Source organism: Actinospineispora acaciae DSM 45401 (assembly GCF_000620785.1).
Taxonomy (GTDB): domain Bacteria; phylum Actinomycetota; class Actinomycetes; order Mycobacteriales; family Pseudonocardiaceae; genus Pseudonocardia; species Pseudonocardia acaciae.
This window is the reverse complement of the sequence record NZ_JIAI01000016.1, coordinates 25185-42035: the sequence shown is the minus strand read 5'-3', so window position 1 is coordinate 42035 and position 16851 is coordinate 25185. Positions and strand designations below refer to the sequence as shown.

The 16851-nt window shown below is 73.1% G+C and carries 19 protein-coding genes; 5 read left to right on the top strand and 14 right to left on the bottom strand.

Annotation, left to right across the window (positions count from 1 at the left end):
- The first annotated feature begins 149 nt into the window (after positions 1–149).
- Complete coding sequence (locus tag N912_RS57875; protein WP_051581514.1) at positions 150–707, top strand: TetR/AcrR family transcriptional regulator; 558 nt, start codon at positions 150–152, stop codon at positions 705–707.
- Here the strand turns inward: N912_RS57875 and fahA are convergent.
- The 4 genes from fahA to N912_RS0141210 are packed head-to-tail and all read right to left on the bottom strand — an operon-like array spanning position 676 to position 5299.
- Positions 676–1866: a fumarylacetoacetase gene (fahA, locus tag N912_RS0141225; RefSeq protein WP_028927036.1), complete on the bottom strand. Its 1191-nt coding sequence runs from the start codon at positions 1864–1866 to the stop codon at positions 676–678. The two genes, N912_RS57875 and fahA, sit on opposite strands and share 32 nt — an antisense overlap.
- Positions 1863–2726: a hypothetical protein gene (locus tag N912_RS0141220; RefSeq protein WP_028927035.1), complete on the bottom strand. Its 864-nt coding sequence runs from the start codon at positions 2724–2726 to the stop codon at positions 1863–1865. The genes fahA and N912_RS0141220 overlap by 4 nt, the downstream gene beginning before the upstream one ends.
- A complete protein-coding gene (locus tag N912_RS57870) occupies positions 2701–4332 on the bottom strand; it encodes an FAD-dependent monooxygenase (RefSeq protein WP_037069264.1) in 1632 nt (543 codons plus the stop codon). The genes N912_RS0141220 and N912_RS57870 overlap by 26 nt, the downstream gene beginning before the upstream one ends.
- Before the next feature lie 4 nt (positions 4333–4336).
- Positions 4337–5299, bottom strand: coding sequence for an MBL fold metallo-hydrolase (locus N912_RS0141210; RefSeq protein ID WP_028927034.1), 963 nt, complete (start codon positions 5297–5299; stop codon positions 4337–4339).
- 95 nt (positions 5300–5394) lie between these two features.
- Between N912_RS0141210 and N912_RS0141205 the strand changes: the two genes are divergently transcribed.
- Positions 5395–5934, top strand: a complete 540-nt coding sequence (locus N912_RS0141205) for a MarR family winged helix-turn-helix transcriptional regulator (protein WP_028927033.1) — start codon at positions 5395–5397, stop codon at positions 5932–5934.
- A gap of 52 nt (positions 5935–5986) precedes the next feature.
- On the opposite strand, the gene N912_RS0141200 is transcribed toward N912_RS0141205, so the two are convergent.
- The 3 genes from N912_RS0141200 to N912_RS0141190 are packed head-to-tail and all read right to left on the bottom strand — an operon-like array spanning position 5987 to position 7388.
- On the bottom strand, positions 5987–6283 hold the full coding sequence (locus tag N912_RS0141200) for a hypothetical protein (RefSeq protein WP_028927032.1): 297 nt from the start codon (positions 6281–6283) through the stop codon (positions 5987–5989).
- On the bottom strand, positions 6270–6503 hold the full coding sequence (locus N912_RS0141195) for a hypothetical protein (RefSeq protein WP_028927031.1): 234 nt from the start codon (positions 6501–6503) through the stop codon (positions 6270–6272). Before N912_RS0141195 ends, N912_RS0141200 begins: the two co-directional genes overlap by 14 nt.
- Positions 6504–6560: 57 nt before the next feature.
- Positions 6561–7388 carry an MBL fold metallo-hydrolase gene (locus tag N912_RS0141190; RefSeq protein WP_028927030.1) on the bottom strand — a complete coding sequence of 276 codons (828 nt, stop codon included), beginning with the start codon at positions 7386–7388 and terminating at the stop codon, positions 6561–6563.
- Between the two features lie 129 nt (positions 7389–7517).
- Between N912_RS0141190 and N912_RS57865 the strand changes: the two genes are divergently transcribed.
- Positions 7518–8891, top strand: a complete 1374-nt coding sequence (locus tag N912_RS57865; protein ID WP_051581512.1) for a cytochrome ubiquinol oxidase subunit I — start codon at positions 7518–7520, stop codon at positions 8889–8891.
- Positions 8888–9895, top strand: coding sequence for a cytochrome d ubiquinol oxidase subunit II (locus N912_RS0141180; RefSeq protein ID WP_028927029.1), 1008 nt, complete (start codon positions 8888–8890; stop codon positions 9893–9895). The genes N912_RS57865 and N912_RS0141180 overlap by 4 nt, the downstream gene beginning before the upstream one ends.
- Here N912_RS0141180 and N912_RS0141175 read toward each other — a convergent pair whose 3' ends face one another.
- From N912_RS0141175 to N912_RS0141145, 7 genes are all read right to left on the bottom strand, one after another.
- Positions 9896–10261, bottom strand: a complete 366-nt coding sequence (locus N912_RS0141175) for an RNA-binding S4 domain-containing protein (RefSeq protein WP_028927028.1) — start codon at positions 10259–10261, stop codon at positions 9896–9898.
- A 7-nt stretch (positions 10262–10268) separates the two neighbouring features.
- Positions 10269–10934 (bottom strand): protein-L-isoaspartate(D-aspartate) O-methyltransferase, encoded by a 666-nt coding sequence (locus N912_RS57860; RefSeq protein ID WP_037069261.1) that lies wholly within the window; start codon positions 10932–10934, stop codon positions 10269–10271.
- Positions 10935–10969: 35 nt separating this feature from the next.
- Complete coding sequence (locus tag N912_RS0141165; protein WP_028927027.1) at positions 10970–11245, bottom strand: YggT family protein; 276 nt, start codon at positions 11243–11245, stop codon at positions 10970–10972.
- Positions 11246–11347: 102 nt separating this feature from the next.
- Positions 11348–11629 (bottom strand): hypothetical protein, encoded by a 282-nt coding sequence (locus N912_RS0141160; protein ID WP_028927026.1) that lies wholly within the window; start codon positions 11627–11629, stop codon positions 11348–11350.
- A 24-nt stretch (positions 11630–11653) separates the two neighbouring features.
- Entirely contained in the window at positions 11654–13669 is a 2016-nt protein-coding gene (locus N912_RS57855) for an ATP-dependent Clp protease ATP-binding subunit (RefSeq protein ID WP_084211720.1), read from the bottom strand.
- Positions 13670–13693: 24 nt separating this feature from the next.
- The gene (locus N912_RS57850) at positions 13694–14413 is read right to left on the bottom strand and encodes a TetR/AcrR family transcriptional regulator (RefSeq protein WP_037069258.1); all 720 of its coding nucleotides are present in this window, start codon (positions 14411–14413) and stop codon (positions 13694–13696) included.
- Between the two features lie 142 nt (positions 14414–14555).
- The gene (locus N912_RS0141145; RefSeq protein ID WP_028927025.1) at positions 14556–15341 is read right to left on the bottom strand and encodes an IclR family transcriptional regulator; all 786 of its coding nucleotides are present in this window, start codon (positions 15339–15341) and stop codon (positions 14556–14558) included.
- Positions 15342–15432: 91 nt separating this feature from the next.
- On the opposite strand from N912_RS0141145, the gene N912_RS57845 reads away from it, so the two are divergent.
- Entirely contained in the window at positions 15433–16839 is a 1407-nt protein-coding gene (locus N912_RS57845) for a dihydroorotase (RefSeq protein WP_051581510.1), read from the top strand.
- Positions 16840–16851: the final 12 nt, after the last annotated feature.

The following is a 16851-nucleotide window of genomic DNA, read 5'->3' as shown; positions in this document are numbered from 1 at the left end:
ACGGTAGCTCATGTTTGACCGATCGATCCAACATTCTTGGACTGATCGGTCAAACAAGCTGGTAGGGTCGGTCCCCAGGGCCGACGACCGGGAGGTGCGCCACGTCAGGGCGCAAGCAGTTCGATGTCGATGCCGCGCTGGACCGGGCGATGCGGGTGTTCTGGCAGCGCGGCTACACCGAGGCGTCGCTGGAGCTGCTCGCCGAGGCGACCGGGCTCGGCCGGGGGTCGCTGTACGGGACGTTCGGCAGCAAGGACGCGCTGTTCCGCGCCAGCCTCGACAGGTACGCCGCGATCTACGGCGCCCGGTACGACAGCGCGCTGCGGAGCCGTCCCGACGACCCGGCCGCCGCCGTGGAGGCCTTCTTCGACGTCATCCTGGACCGCATCGCCGACCCGGCCGTACCCGACGGTTGCCTGATGGTCCAGTCGGCCGCCCAGGCGCCCGTCCTCGACGCCGACAGCCGCGACCGGGTCCGCGCGCTGCTGGACACCCAGCGCCGGCGGGTGCGGGCGGCGCTGGCCGCATCCGGGCTCGACGACCGCGAGCTGGACGATCTCGCCGGCTACGTGGTCGCCGTCAACCACTCCCTGGCCGTGCTCAGCCGGGCCGGCACGCCGATGGCCGACCTGCGCGCGGTGGCCCGGATCGCCGGCACGACGGTGGCCGACGCGCTCAGCCGGCGGCGGGCTCGATGCGGCCGGTGACCTCGCCGAAGCCGATGCGGGCGCCGTTCGGGCCGGGGGCGGTGGCGGAGATGGCCACCTCGTCGCCGTCCTCGAGGAAGCCGCGGGTGGTGCCGTCGGGGAGCGCGAACGGTTCCTTGCCGCCCCAGCTCAGCTCGATCAGCGAGCCGCGCTGGTCGGGCTCGGGGCCGCTGACGGTGCCGGAGGCGTAGAGGTCACCGGTGCGGGTGGAGGCGCCGTTGACGGTCATGTGCGCGAGCATCTGCGCCGGCGTCCAGTACATCTCGCGGAACGGCGGCCGCGACACCAGGTGGCCGTTGAGCCGCACCTCGATGGCCAGGTCGAGGCCCCAGTCGCCGTCGTCGGCCAGGTAGGGCAGCGGCTCGGGGTCGCGCGGCGGCGGGGCGACGCGGGCGTGCTCCAGCGCGGCCAGCGGCACGATCCACGGCGAGACCGAGGTGCCGAAGGACTTGCCCAGGAACGGCCCGAGCGGGACGTACTCCCAGGCCTGCAGGTCGCGCGAGGACCAGTCGTTGACCAGGCACACGCCGAACACGTGCTGGGCGAACTCGCCGACGGGCACCGGGGAGCCCAGCGGCGAGCCGGCGCCGACCACGAACCCGACCTCGGCCTCGATGTCCAGCCGCCGCGACGGGCCGAACGTGGGCGCCGCGTCGTCGGGGGCCTTGCGCTGGCCGTTCGGCCGGGTGATCGGGGTGCCCGACGGCAGGATGGTGCCGGAGCGGCCGTGGTAGCCGATCGGCAGGTGCTTCCAGTTCGGGGTGAGCGGGTCGGAGTTGGGCCGGAACATCCGCCCGACGTTGCTGGCGTGGTGTTCGCTGGCGTAGAAGTCGACGTAGTCGCCGACCTCGAACGGCAGGTGCAGCCGCGCGTCCGCGAGCGGGGTGAGCGCGGGCTCCACGACGCCTCGGTGCCGCTCGTCCACCAGCAGCTCGGTGATCCGGTCCCGGGTCGAGGCCCAGGCGGCCGGCCCCTGCGCCATGAACGGGTTGAGCGCGGGGGCGGCGAACACCCGGTCGTTCAGGGCGGTGGCCAGGTCCAGCACCCGGTCGCCGATGCGCACGCCCACCCTCGGCGCCGCGTCGCCCACGGAGAACACGCCGTAGGGCAGGTTCGCGACCCCGAAGGGCGAGTCCGGCGCAACGTCCAACCAGGTCATGTGGTGTTCTCCTCGGTCGCGGGGGGTCGCACGATGCCCAGTGCGACCAGGTCGGCCAGCGGGTCGGCGATGTCGCAGGTGCCGAACGAGCCGAACGCGGCGCGGGCGGCGGCGGTCCGGTCGGCTGGCATCGCCCCGATCTTGCCAGCTACCGACGCGCCGGACCGGTCGGCCAGGGTGGCGGCCAGCTCGTCCGGGCCGGCGCCGCGCAGCGCCGCGTCGGTGGCGAGCAGGACGTTGAGGAACCCGTGCTGTTCGAGCTCGCCGTCGGTGTGCCGCACGGCGTGGTGCAGGCCGGCGGTGCACTTGAACGGCAGCTTGCGCCCGACCGCGGCCAGGATCGAGCCGGCCAGCTCGCGCTCGTCGGGATGCGCGGCGGGGACCAGGCCGCCGGTGCGGAACTTGGCCCGGTACCGGCCGCCGGCCAGCGCGTCCAGCACGGCGGGGCCTCGGCCGTTGCGGGGGATCTCGACGTATCCGAGCACGTCGTCGGGCAGGTGTTCGTCCAGGGCCGCCACCAGCTCCGAGGCGCCGACGTCAGCCGGGACCGCGACCTCGACCGAGGCCAGGTGGGCGCCGGGCGCGGAGGCCACCGTCCGTACCACCTCGGCCAGGCCGGCCGGTCCCTCCGGGAACGTCACGCTCAGGGCCTGCGCGCCGCTCAGGAGCGGGAGCAGCTCGGCGAGGCGGGCGGCCGGGGCCACGAACGGGCCGACCATCGCGGCGTACCAGCTGGTCAGGTGCGAGCGGTGCGCCGGGACGGCCCGCTCGGGCGGTGCGTTCCCCGGCGGGAACAGCGCGGCGTCGTCGACCAGGCCGGCAAGCAGCGGCGTCTCAACGGCCGGCGGGGAGTGATCCATCGTCGACGACCTCCTCTGGTAGTGGCTCGCCCAGTGCCTTGCGCAGGGCGCGCGTCAGTTCGGCCGGGGTGGGGTGGGGGAGTACCGAGGCCACGTAGGCGTCCGGGCGGATCACCCACACCTCTCCGGGGCGGGCGGCCAGGGCCTCGGCGAGTTGGCCGGTCGCATCGATGTCGGCCAGCGCGAGCACCCGCGCCGGCGCCCCGGTCGTTCGTGCCGCCACCGCCCGCGCCCGGTCCAGGTCGGCCTCGGGCGCGGCCAGCAGCAGGAACCCGTCGCGGGCCAGCTCCCGGAACCGCGCGCCGCCGCCCACGCCTACGTCGGGCACCAGCACCCCCGGGGCGGCCGGCGGCACCGCACCCCTCGGCGGGCGACCGGCGAACGGCCGGGACGGATCCGGCGTGGTCAGCGGCGAGCCGACGTACCAGAACGGCTCGGCCAGCCGCCCGGAGTTGACCTGCGCCCGCAGCGAAGGGTCGGCCTCCGCCCCGGCCAGCACCGACAACCGCCTGCGGTGCTGCTCGTCGTCCTGCGGCACCAGGAAGTCCATCGTCGCCGTGGTGACCGCCAGGTTCTCCTCGGCGGCGGCGTGACGTTCGTGGTGGTAGCTCTCCAGCAGCTCCTCTCCACCCCAGCCGCGCAGCGCGAACGCCAGCTTCCACGCCGCGTTCTCCGCGTCGCCGACCCCGGAGTTCAGCCCGCGCGCGCCGAACGGGGCGACCACGTGCGCGCAGTCCCCGGCCAGCAGCACCCGGCCCACCCGCATCCGGCTGGCGATCCGGGACTGAAACCGGTACACCGACTTCCACACCACCTCGTACGGGGTGTCGCCGATGATCGCCCGGATCCGCCGGTCCAGCGCCCCGCCGGCCTCCTCGGCGGCCAGGTCGTAGTCGCCGGGCACCTGCCAGTCGATCCGGAACGTCGAGTCCGGGCACGGGTGGATGAGCACCTGGCGGCCGGGGTTCCACTCCGGGTCGAAGTAGAACCGCCGCTCCCGCGCCCACCCCGGCAGCTCGGCGCGGATGTCGCAGATCAGGAACCTGTCGTCGAACGAATGGCCGTCGAAGGAGACCCCGAGCATGCCCCGGAGGTCCTCGGCGCGCGCTCCGGCGCAGGCCACCGCGTACGCCTTGTGAAACGTTTCAACCGCACCGGTCGGCGTCGAGCACGTGACCGTGACACCGGAGTCGGACTGGGCGAGGCCGGTGACCCGGTGGCCCCACCGCGCGTCGATCAGCGGCTCGGCGGCGATCCGTTCGTCCAGCACCTGCTCGGTGCGGGCCTGCGAGATGTTCACGAACGGTGGCAGCGCGGACGCCGACGTCTCGCCGAGGGCGTCGGCGAACAGCTCCCGGTCGCGGTAGAAGGTGCGGGCGGTGGTCCAGGTGACGCCCTCCTCGGCGATCCGCGCGCCCACGCCGATGGCGTGCCACACGTCCAGCACGTCGCGCTGCTGGCAGATCGACTTCGACCCGACCTGGTCGCGCTCCGGCCGCCCGTCCAGCAGCAGCACCGGGACGCCCCAGCGGGCCAGCAGCAGCGCGGTGGTCTGCCCGACCGGGCCGTTGCCGAGTACCGCCACCCCTTCTCGGTTCGTGGTCACCGTCCTAGTCCTGGAGCTGGTCCCAGACCTCGCGGTCCCGCTGTGCCGTCCAGATCACCGGCCGTTCGATGCCGGACAGCTCGTCCCACACCCGGGACACGTCGAACGGCAGGCAGTGCTCGAAGATCGGCCACCTGCCGTACCGCTCGAATAGCGCCGCGTGCGTCCGCTCGAACGCCTCCTTCAACGTGCCGCCCGCGTCGCGAACCGCGCCCACCTCGCGCAGCATGACCGTCAGGAAGTGGCGGGTCTGCTCGACCGCGGCGTCCACCGCCTCGCGCCCGTGGCTGACCCCGCCCCGGCCGCCGATCAGCACCTCGGCGCCGATCGCCTTGACCCGGTCCAGGGTGGTCGTCGACCAGTCGCGGTGGAACGCGTCGCCGGTGTAGAGCGCGGCCTCGGCCTCCACCAGGTCACCGGCGTAGAGGATCTTCTGGCGGGGCAGCCAGGCCACGATGTCGCCCTCGGTGTGCCCCCGGCCGCAGTAGCGCAGCTCCAGGTCGCCCCGCTCGCCGCCCAGGTCGATGGTCAGCCGGTCGGAGAAGGTCAGCGTGGGCCAGGTCAGGCCGGGCACCGAGTCCGCGCCCTTGGCCAGCCGGGGCATCCGGCCGAACTCGCTGTCCCAGTCCTCCTTGCCACGCTCGGCGACCAGCGCGCGGGTGTTCTCGTGGGCCACGATGATGTCGGCGCCGAACGCGGAGGCCCCCAGCACCCGCACCGCGTGGTAGTGCGAGAGCACCAGGTAGCGGATCGGCTTGTCGGTGTGCTGGCGCAGCTTCGCCAGCCACTGCTCGGCGACCACCGGGGTGGCCAGGGCCTCGAAGCAGACCAGGAAGTCCTCGCCCTCGATGGCCCCGATGTTCGGGTCGCCCTCCGCGGTGAGCGCGTAGACGCCGTCGGCCAGCACCTCGAGGGTCTGTTCCTTCTCGTCCAGGTCCGCCGCGGACGCGAACGGTTTGGTTGCCATGCTGGACCTCGATTTAATCAAAGCTTTGATTATCTGGACGGGGCTAGCGTAACCGTCGTCACGCCCGCAGGGGAAGCCCCTATTAACCTGGGCGGATGACCGGAGAGCCGAACGACGTCGGGGAGCTCGGCTACCTCTCGTTCGTCGACTACGCGATCAAGAAGACGACCGCCGAGCTCCCGGCCGTCGACCCGGTGGCCATGCGCCTCGGCCTCACCCTGCACCGCCTGACCAGCGCGTTGATCTACGACTGGGAGTCCACCGTGCACCGCCCGCGCGGCTGGAGCTGGAGCGGGTTCCGGGTGCTGTTCGTGCTCTGGCTGGCCGGCCCTGGGGAGGCCAAGCGCATCGCCGAGCTCTCCGGGATGAGCCGCGCCGCGGTGTCCGCGCTGGTCAACACCCTGGAACGGGACGGCCTGGCCACCCGCCGCCAGGCCGACCACGACCGCCGAGCGGTGACCGTCGAGCTGACCGAGGCCGGCCACGACGCGATCACCAGCGCCTACGAGGCGCACAACCTGCGCGAGCAGGCCTGGATGAGCGGGCTCAGCGACGCCGAACGCGCCACCCTGCTCACCCTGCTGGACAAGCTCATGACCGGCCCGGTCGCGGCCGACGCCAAGCGTCGGTTCTGACCCGTGAGTGGCTAGGGGTGCTATGGCGCCCCTAGCCACTCACGGGTTCAGGTCACAGGTCCAGCGCGGCGCGCAGCGCGGAGTCCAGCCGGTCGCGGGTGGGTTGGTCGAGCTGGCCGACGCGCTGGTCGAACCAGCCTCGGTAGAGGCGGGTCAGGTTCCCGGCGGAGACCCAGCCGAGTCCGTCGAGGCCGATGGCGAGGATGTCCTGGGGGTCGTCGGCGCTGATCGGTGCGCCGAGCAGCCAGGGCCGGGGAGACTGGTTGACGCCGTCCGAGGACACGATCACCACGGTCTGGCGGCGGGGCGAGGCCTGCGGCACGTAGGACCAGACCTCACCCCGCAGCACGCAGCTGCCTCTCCGCCTCGCCGGCCTCGACCTCGTCGGCCCGTGCCTCGGCCAGCTCGCTGTCGGCGGTGGATCCGGGGCCGACGCCCGTGCGGACGGCCTCGCGGCGGGCCGCGCGGGAGATCCAGGCCGACATCGACAGCCCTTCACGCGACGCGGCGCGCTCGGCCAGCATCAGCGCCGTGGCATCGAGCGAGACCGTGACCTTACGAGTAGCCATACCGGGCACCGTACCAATCGCACTACCGATCGCCCGCCACCCTCGGTGAGAGATCACCTATGTGAGGTGGTCGAACTCGCCGCTGGCCCAGCGGATGTGGCTCTCGGCCGAGCGGCGCACCACGCGCTTGGCGTCGCTGTCGATCTCGTCGCCGCCCAGGGTGTAGAGCCTGTCGTACTCGTAGGGTTCGAGGGCGTCGACGATGCGCCGCACCACCGCCGGCGAGAGCGGGACGTGCTTGGGGAAGCTGCGCTGGAACGACACCCAGCCGGGTGCGAGCGCGCCGCTGATGGTGTCGCCGGTGAGCAGGGTGCCGTCGGCGGTGCGGGCCACCGAGCTGCCCTTCATGTGCCCGCCGAGCTGCAGCAGCTCGATGTCGGGGAGCGGCCGCGCGGTACCGCGCCAGAGCACGATCGCCGGGTCGGGGCGCGGCAGCCACTCCTGGTCGTCGGCGTTGACGAACACCGGCACGTCGCCGAACTCGCGGCTCCAGCTGAGCTGCGCGCCGAACATGTGCGGATGGCTGACCGCGATCGCGGCCACCCCGCCGAGGTCGCGGACGGTGGCGAGGATGTCGTCGTCGAGGTAGGCGGGGGAGTCCCAGAGCAGGTTGCCGTGCCCGGTCTGGACCAGGTACGAGCGGTGGCCGATCGCGAACTTCGGCGCGCGGCGCAGGCTGTGCACGCCCCGGCCGTGGTCGACGTGCTCGGTCACGTGCGGCTGCGCGGCGAGTCGTTCGAGCGTCGTCCACTTCCCGTGCGGCGGCAGGTCGCCGCGCTCCTCGATGGCGACCTCCTCGGAGGTGAGCACGCAGCCGTCGGCGGGCGGGGGTTGTGGGGAGTCCGGATGCTCGATGCCGCATCCGTCGCAGATCCAGGTCGGCATGCCCGCGAGCCTGACACCTGAACAAGGCTTGAGGTCAACACTTGGGTGTCACCGGTAGGGGTGAGGGGGCTGGTGGCGAGGTGCCGGGTACCGCTTCCATCATGCGGGAACACCGACCCGGAGGTAGCGGTGGACCAGCTCGGACCCTTGCTCGCCGGCGCCGAGCAGAACCTGTTCCCGGCGCGGATGCAGATGGCGCTGTCGCTGGGCTGGCACATCGTGTTCGCCTGCTTCGGGATCGCGTTCCCGGTGCTGGTGGCGGTCGCCGAGTGGCGGGCGTACCGGAACGACGACCCCGACCTGCGCGAGCTGGCGCACACCTGGGCCAAGGCGATGGGCGTGCTGTTCGCGGCCGGGGCGGTGTCCGGCACGCTGCTCTCGTTCGAGATGGGCATCCTGTGGCCGGGGCTGATGGCGCGGTTCGGGGAGGTGTTCGGCTTCCCGTTCGTGCTGGAGGGGTTCGCGTTCTTCGTCGAGGCGATCTTCGTGGGCGTCTACCTGTTCGGCTGGGACCGGCTGCCGCCGAAGGTGCACCTGCTCAGCGCGGTGCCGGTGATCATCGCCGGGGCGGCGGGCGGGTTCTTCGTGCTGGCCGCCAACGCGTGGATGAACAACCCGACCGGGTTCGAGCTGGACGCACAGGGCCGGGTGAGCGCCGCCGACCCGGTGCGCGCGCTGTTCGGGCCGTCCACCTGGCCGCAGTTCGTGCACATGTACCTGGCCGCGTACCTGGTCACCGGGTGTTTGGTGGCCTCGGTGTACGCGGTGGCGCTGATGCGGCGGCGGATGGCGAACGGCTACCGCTACCACCGCTGTGGGCTGCTCATCCCGTTGGCGGCGGCGGCGATCGCGGCGCCCATCCAGGTCGGGGTGGGCGACTGGATCGCCACCACGGTGGCGCGCAACCAGCCGGTGAAGCTGGCCGCGATGGAGGGGCTGTTCCACGGCGGGACGGCGGTGCCGCTGTCGCTGGGCGGCATCTACCGCAACGACGAGCTGCGCTATGCGCTGGAGATCCCGTGGGGGCTCTCGCTGCTGGTCACCCATGACCCGAACGGGCACGTCAGCGGGCTGGAGGCGGTCGCGCCGGAGCTGCGGCCGCCGGTCAACGTGGTGCACCTGGCCTACGACCTGATGGTGGGCATCGGCATGGCGCTGCTGCTGCTCGCGCTGTGGCTGGGGTGGTCGTGGTGGCGGCGACGGCAGGCGCCGGAGACCGTGTGGTTCCTGCGCGCGGTGGCGGTGTCGGGGGTCGCGGCGGTGGTCGCGATGGAGGCCGGCTGGATCGTGACCGAGGTCGGGCGGCAGCCGTTCATCGTCTACCGGATCATGCGGACCGCCGACGCGGTGAGCCCGGCGCCGGGGCTGTTCGCCGGGTTCTACGCGGTGTTGGCGATCTACGTGGTGTTGACGGTGCTCACCGTGTGGGTGCTGCGCCGGCTGGCCCGCAGCCATGACACGCCCGCGCCGCAGGAGCCGAGCGAGCAGGGGGCGCCGCTGTGACGCTCGCGGAGGCGGTGCTGGGCCTGATGTTCGTCGGGCTGATCGCCTACGGGCTGTTCGGCGGCGCGGACTTCGGCGCCGGCATCTGGGACCTGCTGGCCGGCGGCACCCGGCGGGGCGGGCGGCAGCGGGCGCTGATCGAGCACTCCATCGGCCCGGTCTGGGAGGCCAACCACGTCTGGCTGATCTTCGTGCTGGTGGTGCTGTGGACGGCGTTCCCGGTGGCATTCGCCTCGGTGGCGTCCACGCTGTACCTGCCGCTGACGCTGGCCGCGTTCGGCATGATCGCTCGGGGCGCGGCGTTCGCGTTTCGTAAGAGCGTCACGACGTTGGGGCTGCGCCGGTTCCTGGGGGGATCGTTCGCGTTGTCCTCGCTGGTCACGCCGTACTTTCTCGGGTCGGTGGTCGGCGGGGTGGCGTCCGGGCGGGTGCCGCCGGGGATCGCGGCGGGTGACGTGGTCACGAGCTGGGTGAACCCGACGTCGGTGCTCGGCGGGGTGCTCGCGGTGCTGGTGTGCGGGTACCTGGCGGCGGTGTACCTGTGCGCGGACGCGCGCCGGCACGCGCAGCCGGACCTGGCGGAGAAGTTCCGGGTGCGAGCGCTCGGCACCGCCGCGGTCACCGGGGCGGTCGGGCTGGGCGGGCTGGCCGTGCTGCACGCCGACGCCCCGCTGCTGTTCGCCGGGCTGACCGGGCGCGCGCTGCCGGTGGTCGCGCTGTCCGTGCTGGCCGGGATCGCGGCCATCTGGCTGTTGGTGCGCCGGCGGTTCGCGCTGGTCAGGGTGGTTTCGGCGGTGGCGGTTGCGGCGATCCTGGCCGGCTGGGCGGTGGCCCAGTACCCGTACGTGCTGCCGCCCGCGCTGACCATCGACGCGGCGGCGGCCGGTCGGACGAGCCTGCTGGCGGTGCTGGTGGGGCTGCTGGTCGGGGCGGTCGTGCTGGTGCCGTCGCTGGTGTACCTGTACACGCTGTTTCAACGGGCGCCGACCGGCGGTGACCGTTAGTTAGAGCCGGCCGGAGCGGAACGCGTCCAGGACGCGGCGCTCGCGTTTGGTCGGACGGCCGGCGCCGCGCTCGCGGCGGGCCACCGGGAGCACCGGCGTCGGCGGTGGCGGCGGGGTGTGGTCGATGAAGCAGGCGGCGGCCGCGGCCGGGCCGACCCGCTTCTGGATCACCCGCACGACCTCGACGGTCCGGGTGGTGTGGTTGATCCGGGCCCGGACCTGGTCGCCGGGCGTCACCGGGGTGGCCGGCTTGGCCGGCTGGTCGTTGACCCGCACGTGTCCGCCTCGGCAGGCCGCCGCCGCGTCCGGGCGGGTCTTGGTCAGCCGTACCGCCCACAGCCAGCGGTCGATCCGGGTGGACTCCATCCCACGATTATGGCGTTCGCTCGTCCGCCGGGCTCGCACCGCTGATCAGGGGCACGAACGCGACGGCGTCCAGCGCCCGGTGCTCCAGGCCGCCGGACTCGGTGCGGGTGAACAGCGTCAGCACGCCGCCCACGTAGCCGCGCAGCGGGACGACCAGCCGGCCGCCGGGTGCGAGCTGGTCGACCAGGGCCTGCGGGAGCTCGGGCGCGAGGGCGTGCACGGCGATCGCGTCGTACGGCGCCTGCGCCGGCCAGCCCCGGCCGCCGTCGCCGTGGATCACCTCGACGTTGTCCGCGCCCGCCGTGTCCAGGCACCGCCGTGCGCGCCGGACCAGGGGCTCCAGCCGCTCCACGCTGACCACGTGCGCGGCCAGGCGGGACAGCAGCGCCGCCGAGTACCCGGATCCGGTGCCGACCTCCAGCACCCGTTCGTGCCCGCGCAGCCCGAGCGCCTGCAGGATCGCCGCCACGATGTACGGCTGGGAGATCGTCTGGCCCATCCCGATGGGCAGCGCCTCGTCGGAGTACGCGCGGTTGCGCAGGTCGCGGGGGACGAACGTCTCCCTCGGGGTCTCCCGCATGGCCGCCAGCACGAGCTGGTCGGTGATCCCCCGGGGCTCCAGCTGGCGGCGGACCATCCGGTCACGTTGTTTCGTCATGGTCTCGTCGGGCATCGGTCGTCCCTCCTCCCGCCGGACGTACCCCGCCGCTACAAGCTGAACGCGATCGAGCGCAGGATCAGCGCGGCCACGAACACCACCGTGAACGCCAGGTCGATCGACACGCCGCCGGCCCGCACCGGCCGCAGCACCCGCCGCACCGGAGCGATCACCGGCTCGGTCCCGGCGTGGGTCAGCGCGCGCGCCCGGAGCATCCACCCGGAGCCGCCGCTGAGCAGGCCCGTCCAGTCCAGCACCATCCGGACGATCATCAGGACCACGAACACGGTCAGGACGATCCCGATCAGGCTTCCGATGAGGCTCATGGCCGACTCCTTGGAGGTAGTTCTCACGGGGACAACGTGGCCGGCGGGTCAGAAGTGTCACGCCCGCCGCATTCTCAGCCGACTTTCAGCCTCTCGATCGGTTCAGCCGGGTTCGCCCCGGTGCTTGCGGTGCAGCACCCAGAGCAGGTCGCCCACCGAGACCAGCCCGAGCACCACGAACGCGATGCCGAACCCGGCGTAGCCGTGGGCGAACATCCAGCCGCCCGCGCCGCCGGTGATCAGGATCATGATCCCGGCGATCACCGCGCGCAGGGTGAGCGGGCTCAGCGTCGGTGCCGCGCCGCCGACGCCCGCCGTCGGGTCGTGGTAGTCGGGCAGGCCGCGTTCGTACTCCTCGCGGCTGCGTTTCCTGGGTGACGTCATGGCGCCCACCCCTTCCTAGCTAGGTCAGTTGACCTCCAGCTCGAGGCGCTCGTCGACGGCGGTGGCGCGCACCTCCTGGCCGGCGCGCAGCTCGCCGCCGAGCAGCATCCGGGACAGCCGGCGGTCCAGCTCGCGGCCGATGGCGCGGCGCAGCGGGCGGGCCCCGAACTCCGGCCGGTGGCCCCTGTCGACCAGCCAGTCCACCGCCGAGGTGTCCAGGCGCAGCCCGACGCCCTGGGCGCCCAGCCGCTCCCTGGTCTCGCCCAGCAGCAGCTCGGTGATCGCCCGCAGCTCGCGGCGGCCCAGCCCCCGGAACAGCACGACCTCGTCGATCCGGTTCAGGAACTCCGGCCGGAACCGGGTGCGCACGCTGGCCAGCAGCGACTCCCGCACGTCGTCCACCGACTCCGCCCTCAGCAGCGCCTCGGCGCCGACGTTGCTGGTCATGATGACGACCGTGTTGGCGAAGTTCGCCGAGCGCCCCCTGGCGTCGGTGAGCCGGCCGGCGTCGAGCACCTGCAGCAGCATGCCGGTGACGTCCGGGTGCGCCTTCTCGATCTCGTCGAGCAGCACGACCGCGTACGGGGTGCGCCGGACCGCCTCGGTGAGCTGGCCGGGCTCGTCGTGGCCGACGTAGCCGGGCGGCGCGCCGACCAGGCGGGACACCGTGTGCCGGTCCTGGAACTCGCTCATGTCGAACCGGATCATCCGGTCCGGGGTGCCGAACAGCGCCCCGGCCAGCGCGCGCGCCAGCTCGGTCTTGCCCACCCCGGTCGGGCCGAGGAACAGGAACGAGCCGGTCGGCCGCCCCGGGTGCGTCAGCCCGGCCCGCCCGGCGCGCACCGCGTCGGCCACCGCCTCGACCGCCTCGTCCTGGCCGATGACCCGCTCGCGCAGCACGTCCTCCAGGTTCAGCAGCCGGTGCCTGTCCACCTCGGTGAGCCGGGCCACCGGGATGCCGGTGGAGCGCGCGACCACGTCGGCGATGTCCGGGGCGTCCACGGTGGGCGGTTGCGCGGGCCCGGCCCGGGCGGCGTCGAGCGCCACGATGGCCCGGTCCAGCTCGCCGCTGAGCGCCTCGGCGCGCTCGTAGTCCTCGGCGTCCACCGCGACGTCCTTGGCCCGGCGCAGCTGCTCCACCCGTTCGGCCAGCTCGCGGGTGTGGTCGTCGGGCGCCTGGGCGCGCAGGCTGACCCGCGCGCTGGCCCTGTCCATCAGGTCGATCGCCTTGTCCGGCAGGAACCTGTCGGTGAGGTAGCGGTCGGAGAGCCGGGCGGCCGCCTCGGTCGCCTCGTCGGTGATCCGCACCCGGTGGTGCTCCTGGTAGTGCTCGCGCAGCCCGCGCAGGATCTCCACGGTGTCGGCCACGCTGGACTCGGTGACCACGATCGGCTGGAACCGGCGCTCCAGGGCCGCGTCCCGCTCGATGTGGCGGCGGTACTCCTCGACCGTAGTGGCGCCGATGAGCTGCAGCCCGCCCCTGGCCAGCGCCGGCTTGAGCATGCTCCCGGCGTCCATCGCGCCGCCCTCCGCCGCGCCGGCCCCGACCACCGTGTGCAGCTCGTCGAGGAACAGCACCACCGTGCGGTCGGCGGCGACCACCTCGTCGATGACCGCGGTGAGCCGCTCCTCGAACTCGCCCCGGTACTTGGTGCCGGCCACCATGCCCGGCAGGTCCAGCGCGACGATGCGCCGGTCGGCCAGCGCCGCCGGCACGTTCCCGCCGGCGATCCGGGCCGCGATGCCCTCCACGATCGCCGTCTTGCCCACCCCGGGGTCGCCGACCAGCACCGGGTTGTTCTTGGTCCGCCGGGACAGCACCTCCAGCACCTGGTCCACCTCGGCGTCGCGGCCGATCACCGGGTCCAGCCGGCCGGCCCTGGCGGCCTCGGTCAGGTCGCGGCCGTGCCTGTTCAGCCGGGGGGTGGACGCCCCCGGCGGTCGCGGTTCGCCCCCGAACGACTGCTCCAGGCCCCCGACGAGGGTCTTGACCAGCTCTTCCAACGGGTTGAACCCCGAATCGAACGGCCTGTCAGGCATACCAGGCCTCCTCGCGTGCGTCCGCTACTCCATAGTGCCTGATCCGGGCGGTTTTCGGAGCCGGGCTTCGAGGCCGTCCAGGAGGTAGCCGAGGCCGGTTTCGAACGCGCCCGTCCAGTCGTCGTCGAGCATGAAGCCGTGTTCGGCCAGGGTGGGGTAGCTGTCGCGGTGCGCGCGGAGGTTCTCCTGGCCGGCGCGGCGCTCGGCGTCGGTCAGCTGCAGGCCGGTCTGGGACGCGGTGGAGCCCAGCACGTGGTTGTACAGCGCCCAGGTCGCGGCGAACAGGCTCGGCCCGGTGAAGCCGGCGCGGACCAGCGTGGCCTGCAGGAACTCCATCCAGGTCAGCGAGCTCGGGCCGATCAGCGGTCGGTGCGCGAGCATGGCGGGCGCCCACGGGTGGCGCAGCAGCGCGGTGCGCCAGCCGGTCAGGACAGTGGTGAGGTCGGCGCGCCAGTCGTCGGTATGGCTGGCCGGGGGTGGGGACTGGCCGAACATCTCGTCGATGGCCAGGTCGATGACGTCGTCCTTGGTGTCGACGTGCCAGTACAGCGTGGTGGTGCCGGCCCCGAGCCGCTCGGCCAGCCGGCGCATGGTCAGCCGCTCGGCGCCCTCCTCGTCAAGCAGCGACACCGCCTCGGCCGCGATCCGCGCCCTGGTCAGCGGCGGGCCGTCGCGGCCGGCGCGGGTCGGGCGCAGCCAGACGTTGCGCAGCTCGGGGTCCTTCGCGATCGCGATGGGCGTCACACCTCCTCGTCGTGCCCCGGGCAGCGTAGTACAGCGTTCCAGGGACAGACGAATGTTCGAGGACGTCGCTCACACCCGTGAGTGGCTAGGGTCGCTATGACGGCCCTAGCCACTCACGGGTCCTGGCCAGGTCAAATACGACCTAGGCGTTGGGAAGTGAGGGAGCGCCCAGCTCGGCGGACAGCGCGTGCGCGGCGTCCAACACCGCGCGGGTGGCGAGCTGCCTGGTCGCGGGGTCGGCGACCCGTGACTCGGGCGCGGTGACGGTGACGCTGGAGGTGACCCGGTCGTCGCCGTCGCGGATCGGCGCGGACACCGCCCAGACGTTCGGGTCCAGCTCGTTGTCGCACACCGCGTAGCCCTGCGCCCGTACCTCCTTGAGCACCCGCATCACGTCCTCGACCTCGCGCGGGGTGCCCTCGGTGTAGCCGGTCAGCGGCACGGAGCCGGCCAGCAGGGTGCGCGCGGCCGCCTCGTCCAGGTGGGCGAGGATGGCCCGGCTGGACGCGGCCGCGTGCAGCGGCATCTCCTGGCCGATCCGGACGAACAGCCGCAGCGGGTGCTCGGCCTCCACGATGGACACGCAGATCGGGACGTCGCCGACCAGCTCGGTCAGGAACGCCGTCTCGCGGGTGCGGGCGGCCGCCTCGACCAGGGCCGGCGGGGGCTGCACCAGCCGGGCGCCCGCCGTCGCGGTGCCGCCGGCCAGCGCGCGGGCGGCGCGGCCCACGAAGTAGCGCTTGGTCACCGGGGAGCGGCGCAGGTAGTCGGCCTGGTCCAGGGTGCCCAGGATGCGGTGCAGGCTGCCGACCGGGATGTCCAGCTGGTCGTGCAGCTCCTGCAGGCTGCGCCCGGAGCGCGCCGAGGCGACCGCGTTGAGCACGTCCAGGGCGCGGCCCACCACCTCGATCGGCTTGGCCGTGCCCATCCTTCGGCTCCTCTCCGCTCGCCTTGCCACCAGAGTGGAAAGCTGTTTCCATCCTAGCGTCCGACGCGTCCCGGGTTCGAGGAGGAACCGTATGAGGCTGCACGTCACGAACGGCCAGCTGGTCACGCCGGCCGGCATGCTGCACGGCGACCTGCTCTGCGAGGACGGGGTCATCCGCGGCGTGCTGGACGCTGGGACCAAGGTCGACGCCGACGAGCGCTACGACGCGTCCGGCAAGCTGGTCTTCCCGGGGTTCATCGACCCGCACGTGCACTCCCGCGACCCGGGCCTGAGTCACAAGGAGGACTTCGAGCATTCCACCAGGGGCGCGCTGACCGGCGGGACGACCACCGTGCTGGAGATGCCGAACGCGGTGCCGCCGGTCGACTCGGTCGAGGTGTTCTCGCAGCGCCGGGAACAGCACGAGCGGTCGGCGTGGACGGACTTCGGCCTGTGGGGGCTGGCGCTGGGGGATGCGAACCTGGACCAGATCGGCCCGCTGTTCGCCGCCGGCGCGGTCGCGGTCAAGCTGTTCTGGGGGTACGCGCTGCACCGGGAGACCCGCGCGCTGGTCTACAACCTCGGCGACGAACCGCCCGAGAACGTCCTGATGCCGCCCCCGAACGGCCAGGTGCTGAACCTGTTCGCCGAGGTCGCGCGGCACGGCGGGCTGCTCGCCGCGCACTGCGAGGACAAGGACGTGCTGGCCACCAGCCAGGAGCGGCTGGGCCACCCGATCGAGAGCTACCAGGACCTGCTCGACGCCCGCCCGGCCGCCGCCGAGGCCACCACGATCGCGATCGCCACCGAGTTCGCGAAGGCCACCGGCTGCCGGTTCCACGTCGTGCACCTGGCCTCTTCCGCCGGGTTGGACGTGGTGCGGTGGGCTCGCCGGCGCGGGGTCGCGGTCAGCGCGGAGACCTGCCCGCAGTACCTGACCCTGACCGACCAGGACTACGGCCGGGTCGGGCCGGTGATGAAGGTGTACCCGCCGGTGCGTGCGCAGGCAGACCAGGACGCCCTGTGGTCCGGGCTGAACGAGGGGCTGATCGTGTCCGCCGGCTCGGACCACGCGCCGCACACCGTGGAGGAGAAGGCGCGCGGCTTCGAGACCCAGCCCGCCGGCGCGGTGGGCTGTGAGACCTTCGGCCCGGTGCTGGTGGACGCGCTGCTGAGGGGCAAGACCACCGCGACCCGGCTCGCCGAGGTGACCGCGACCGAGACCGCCAAGCTCTACGGCCTCTACCCACGCAAGGGCGTCATCCGCCCCGGCAGCGACGCCGACCTGGTGGTCATCGACCCGGAGGCGCGGCGCACGGTCCGCAACGAGGAGCTGATCGCCAAGCAGCCGGTGAGCCCGTGGCACGGGTTCGAGCTGCGCGGCGCGCCGGTGGCCACCATCCTGCGCGGCGAGGTCGCCGTCCGCGACCGCGAGCCCGTGGGCACCCGCCGCGGCCGCTTCGTCGCGGCCGCGCACACCGCTGACCGCAACCCGTGAGTGGTTAGGGCC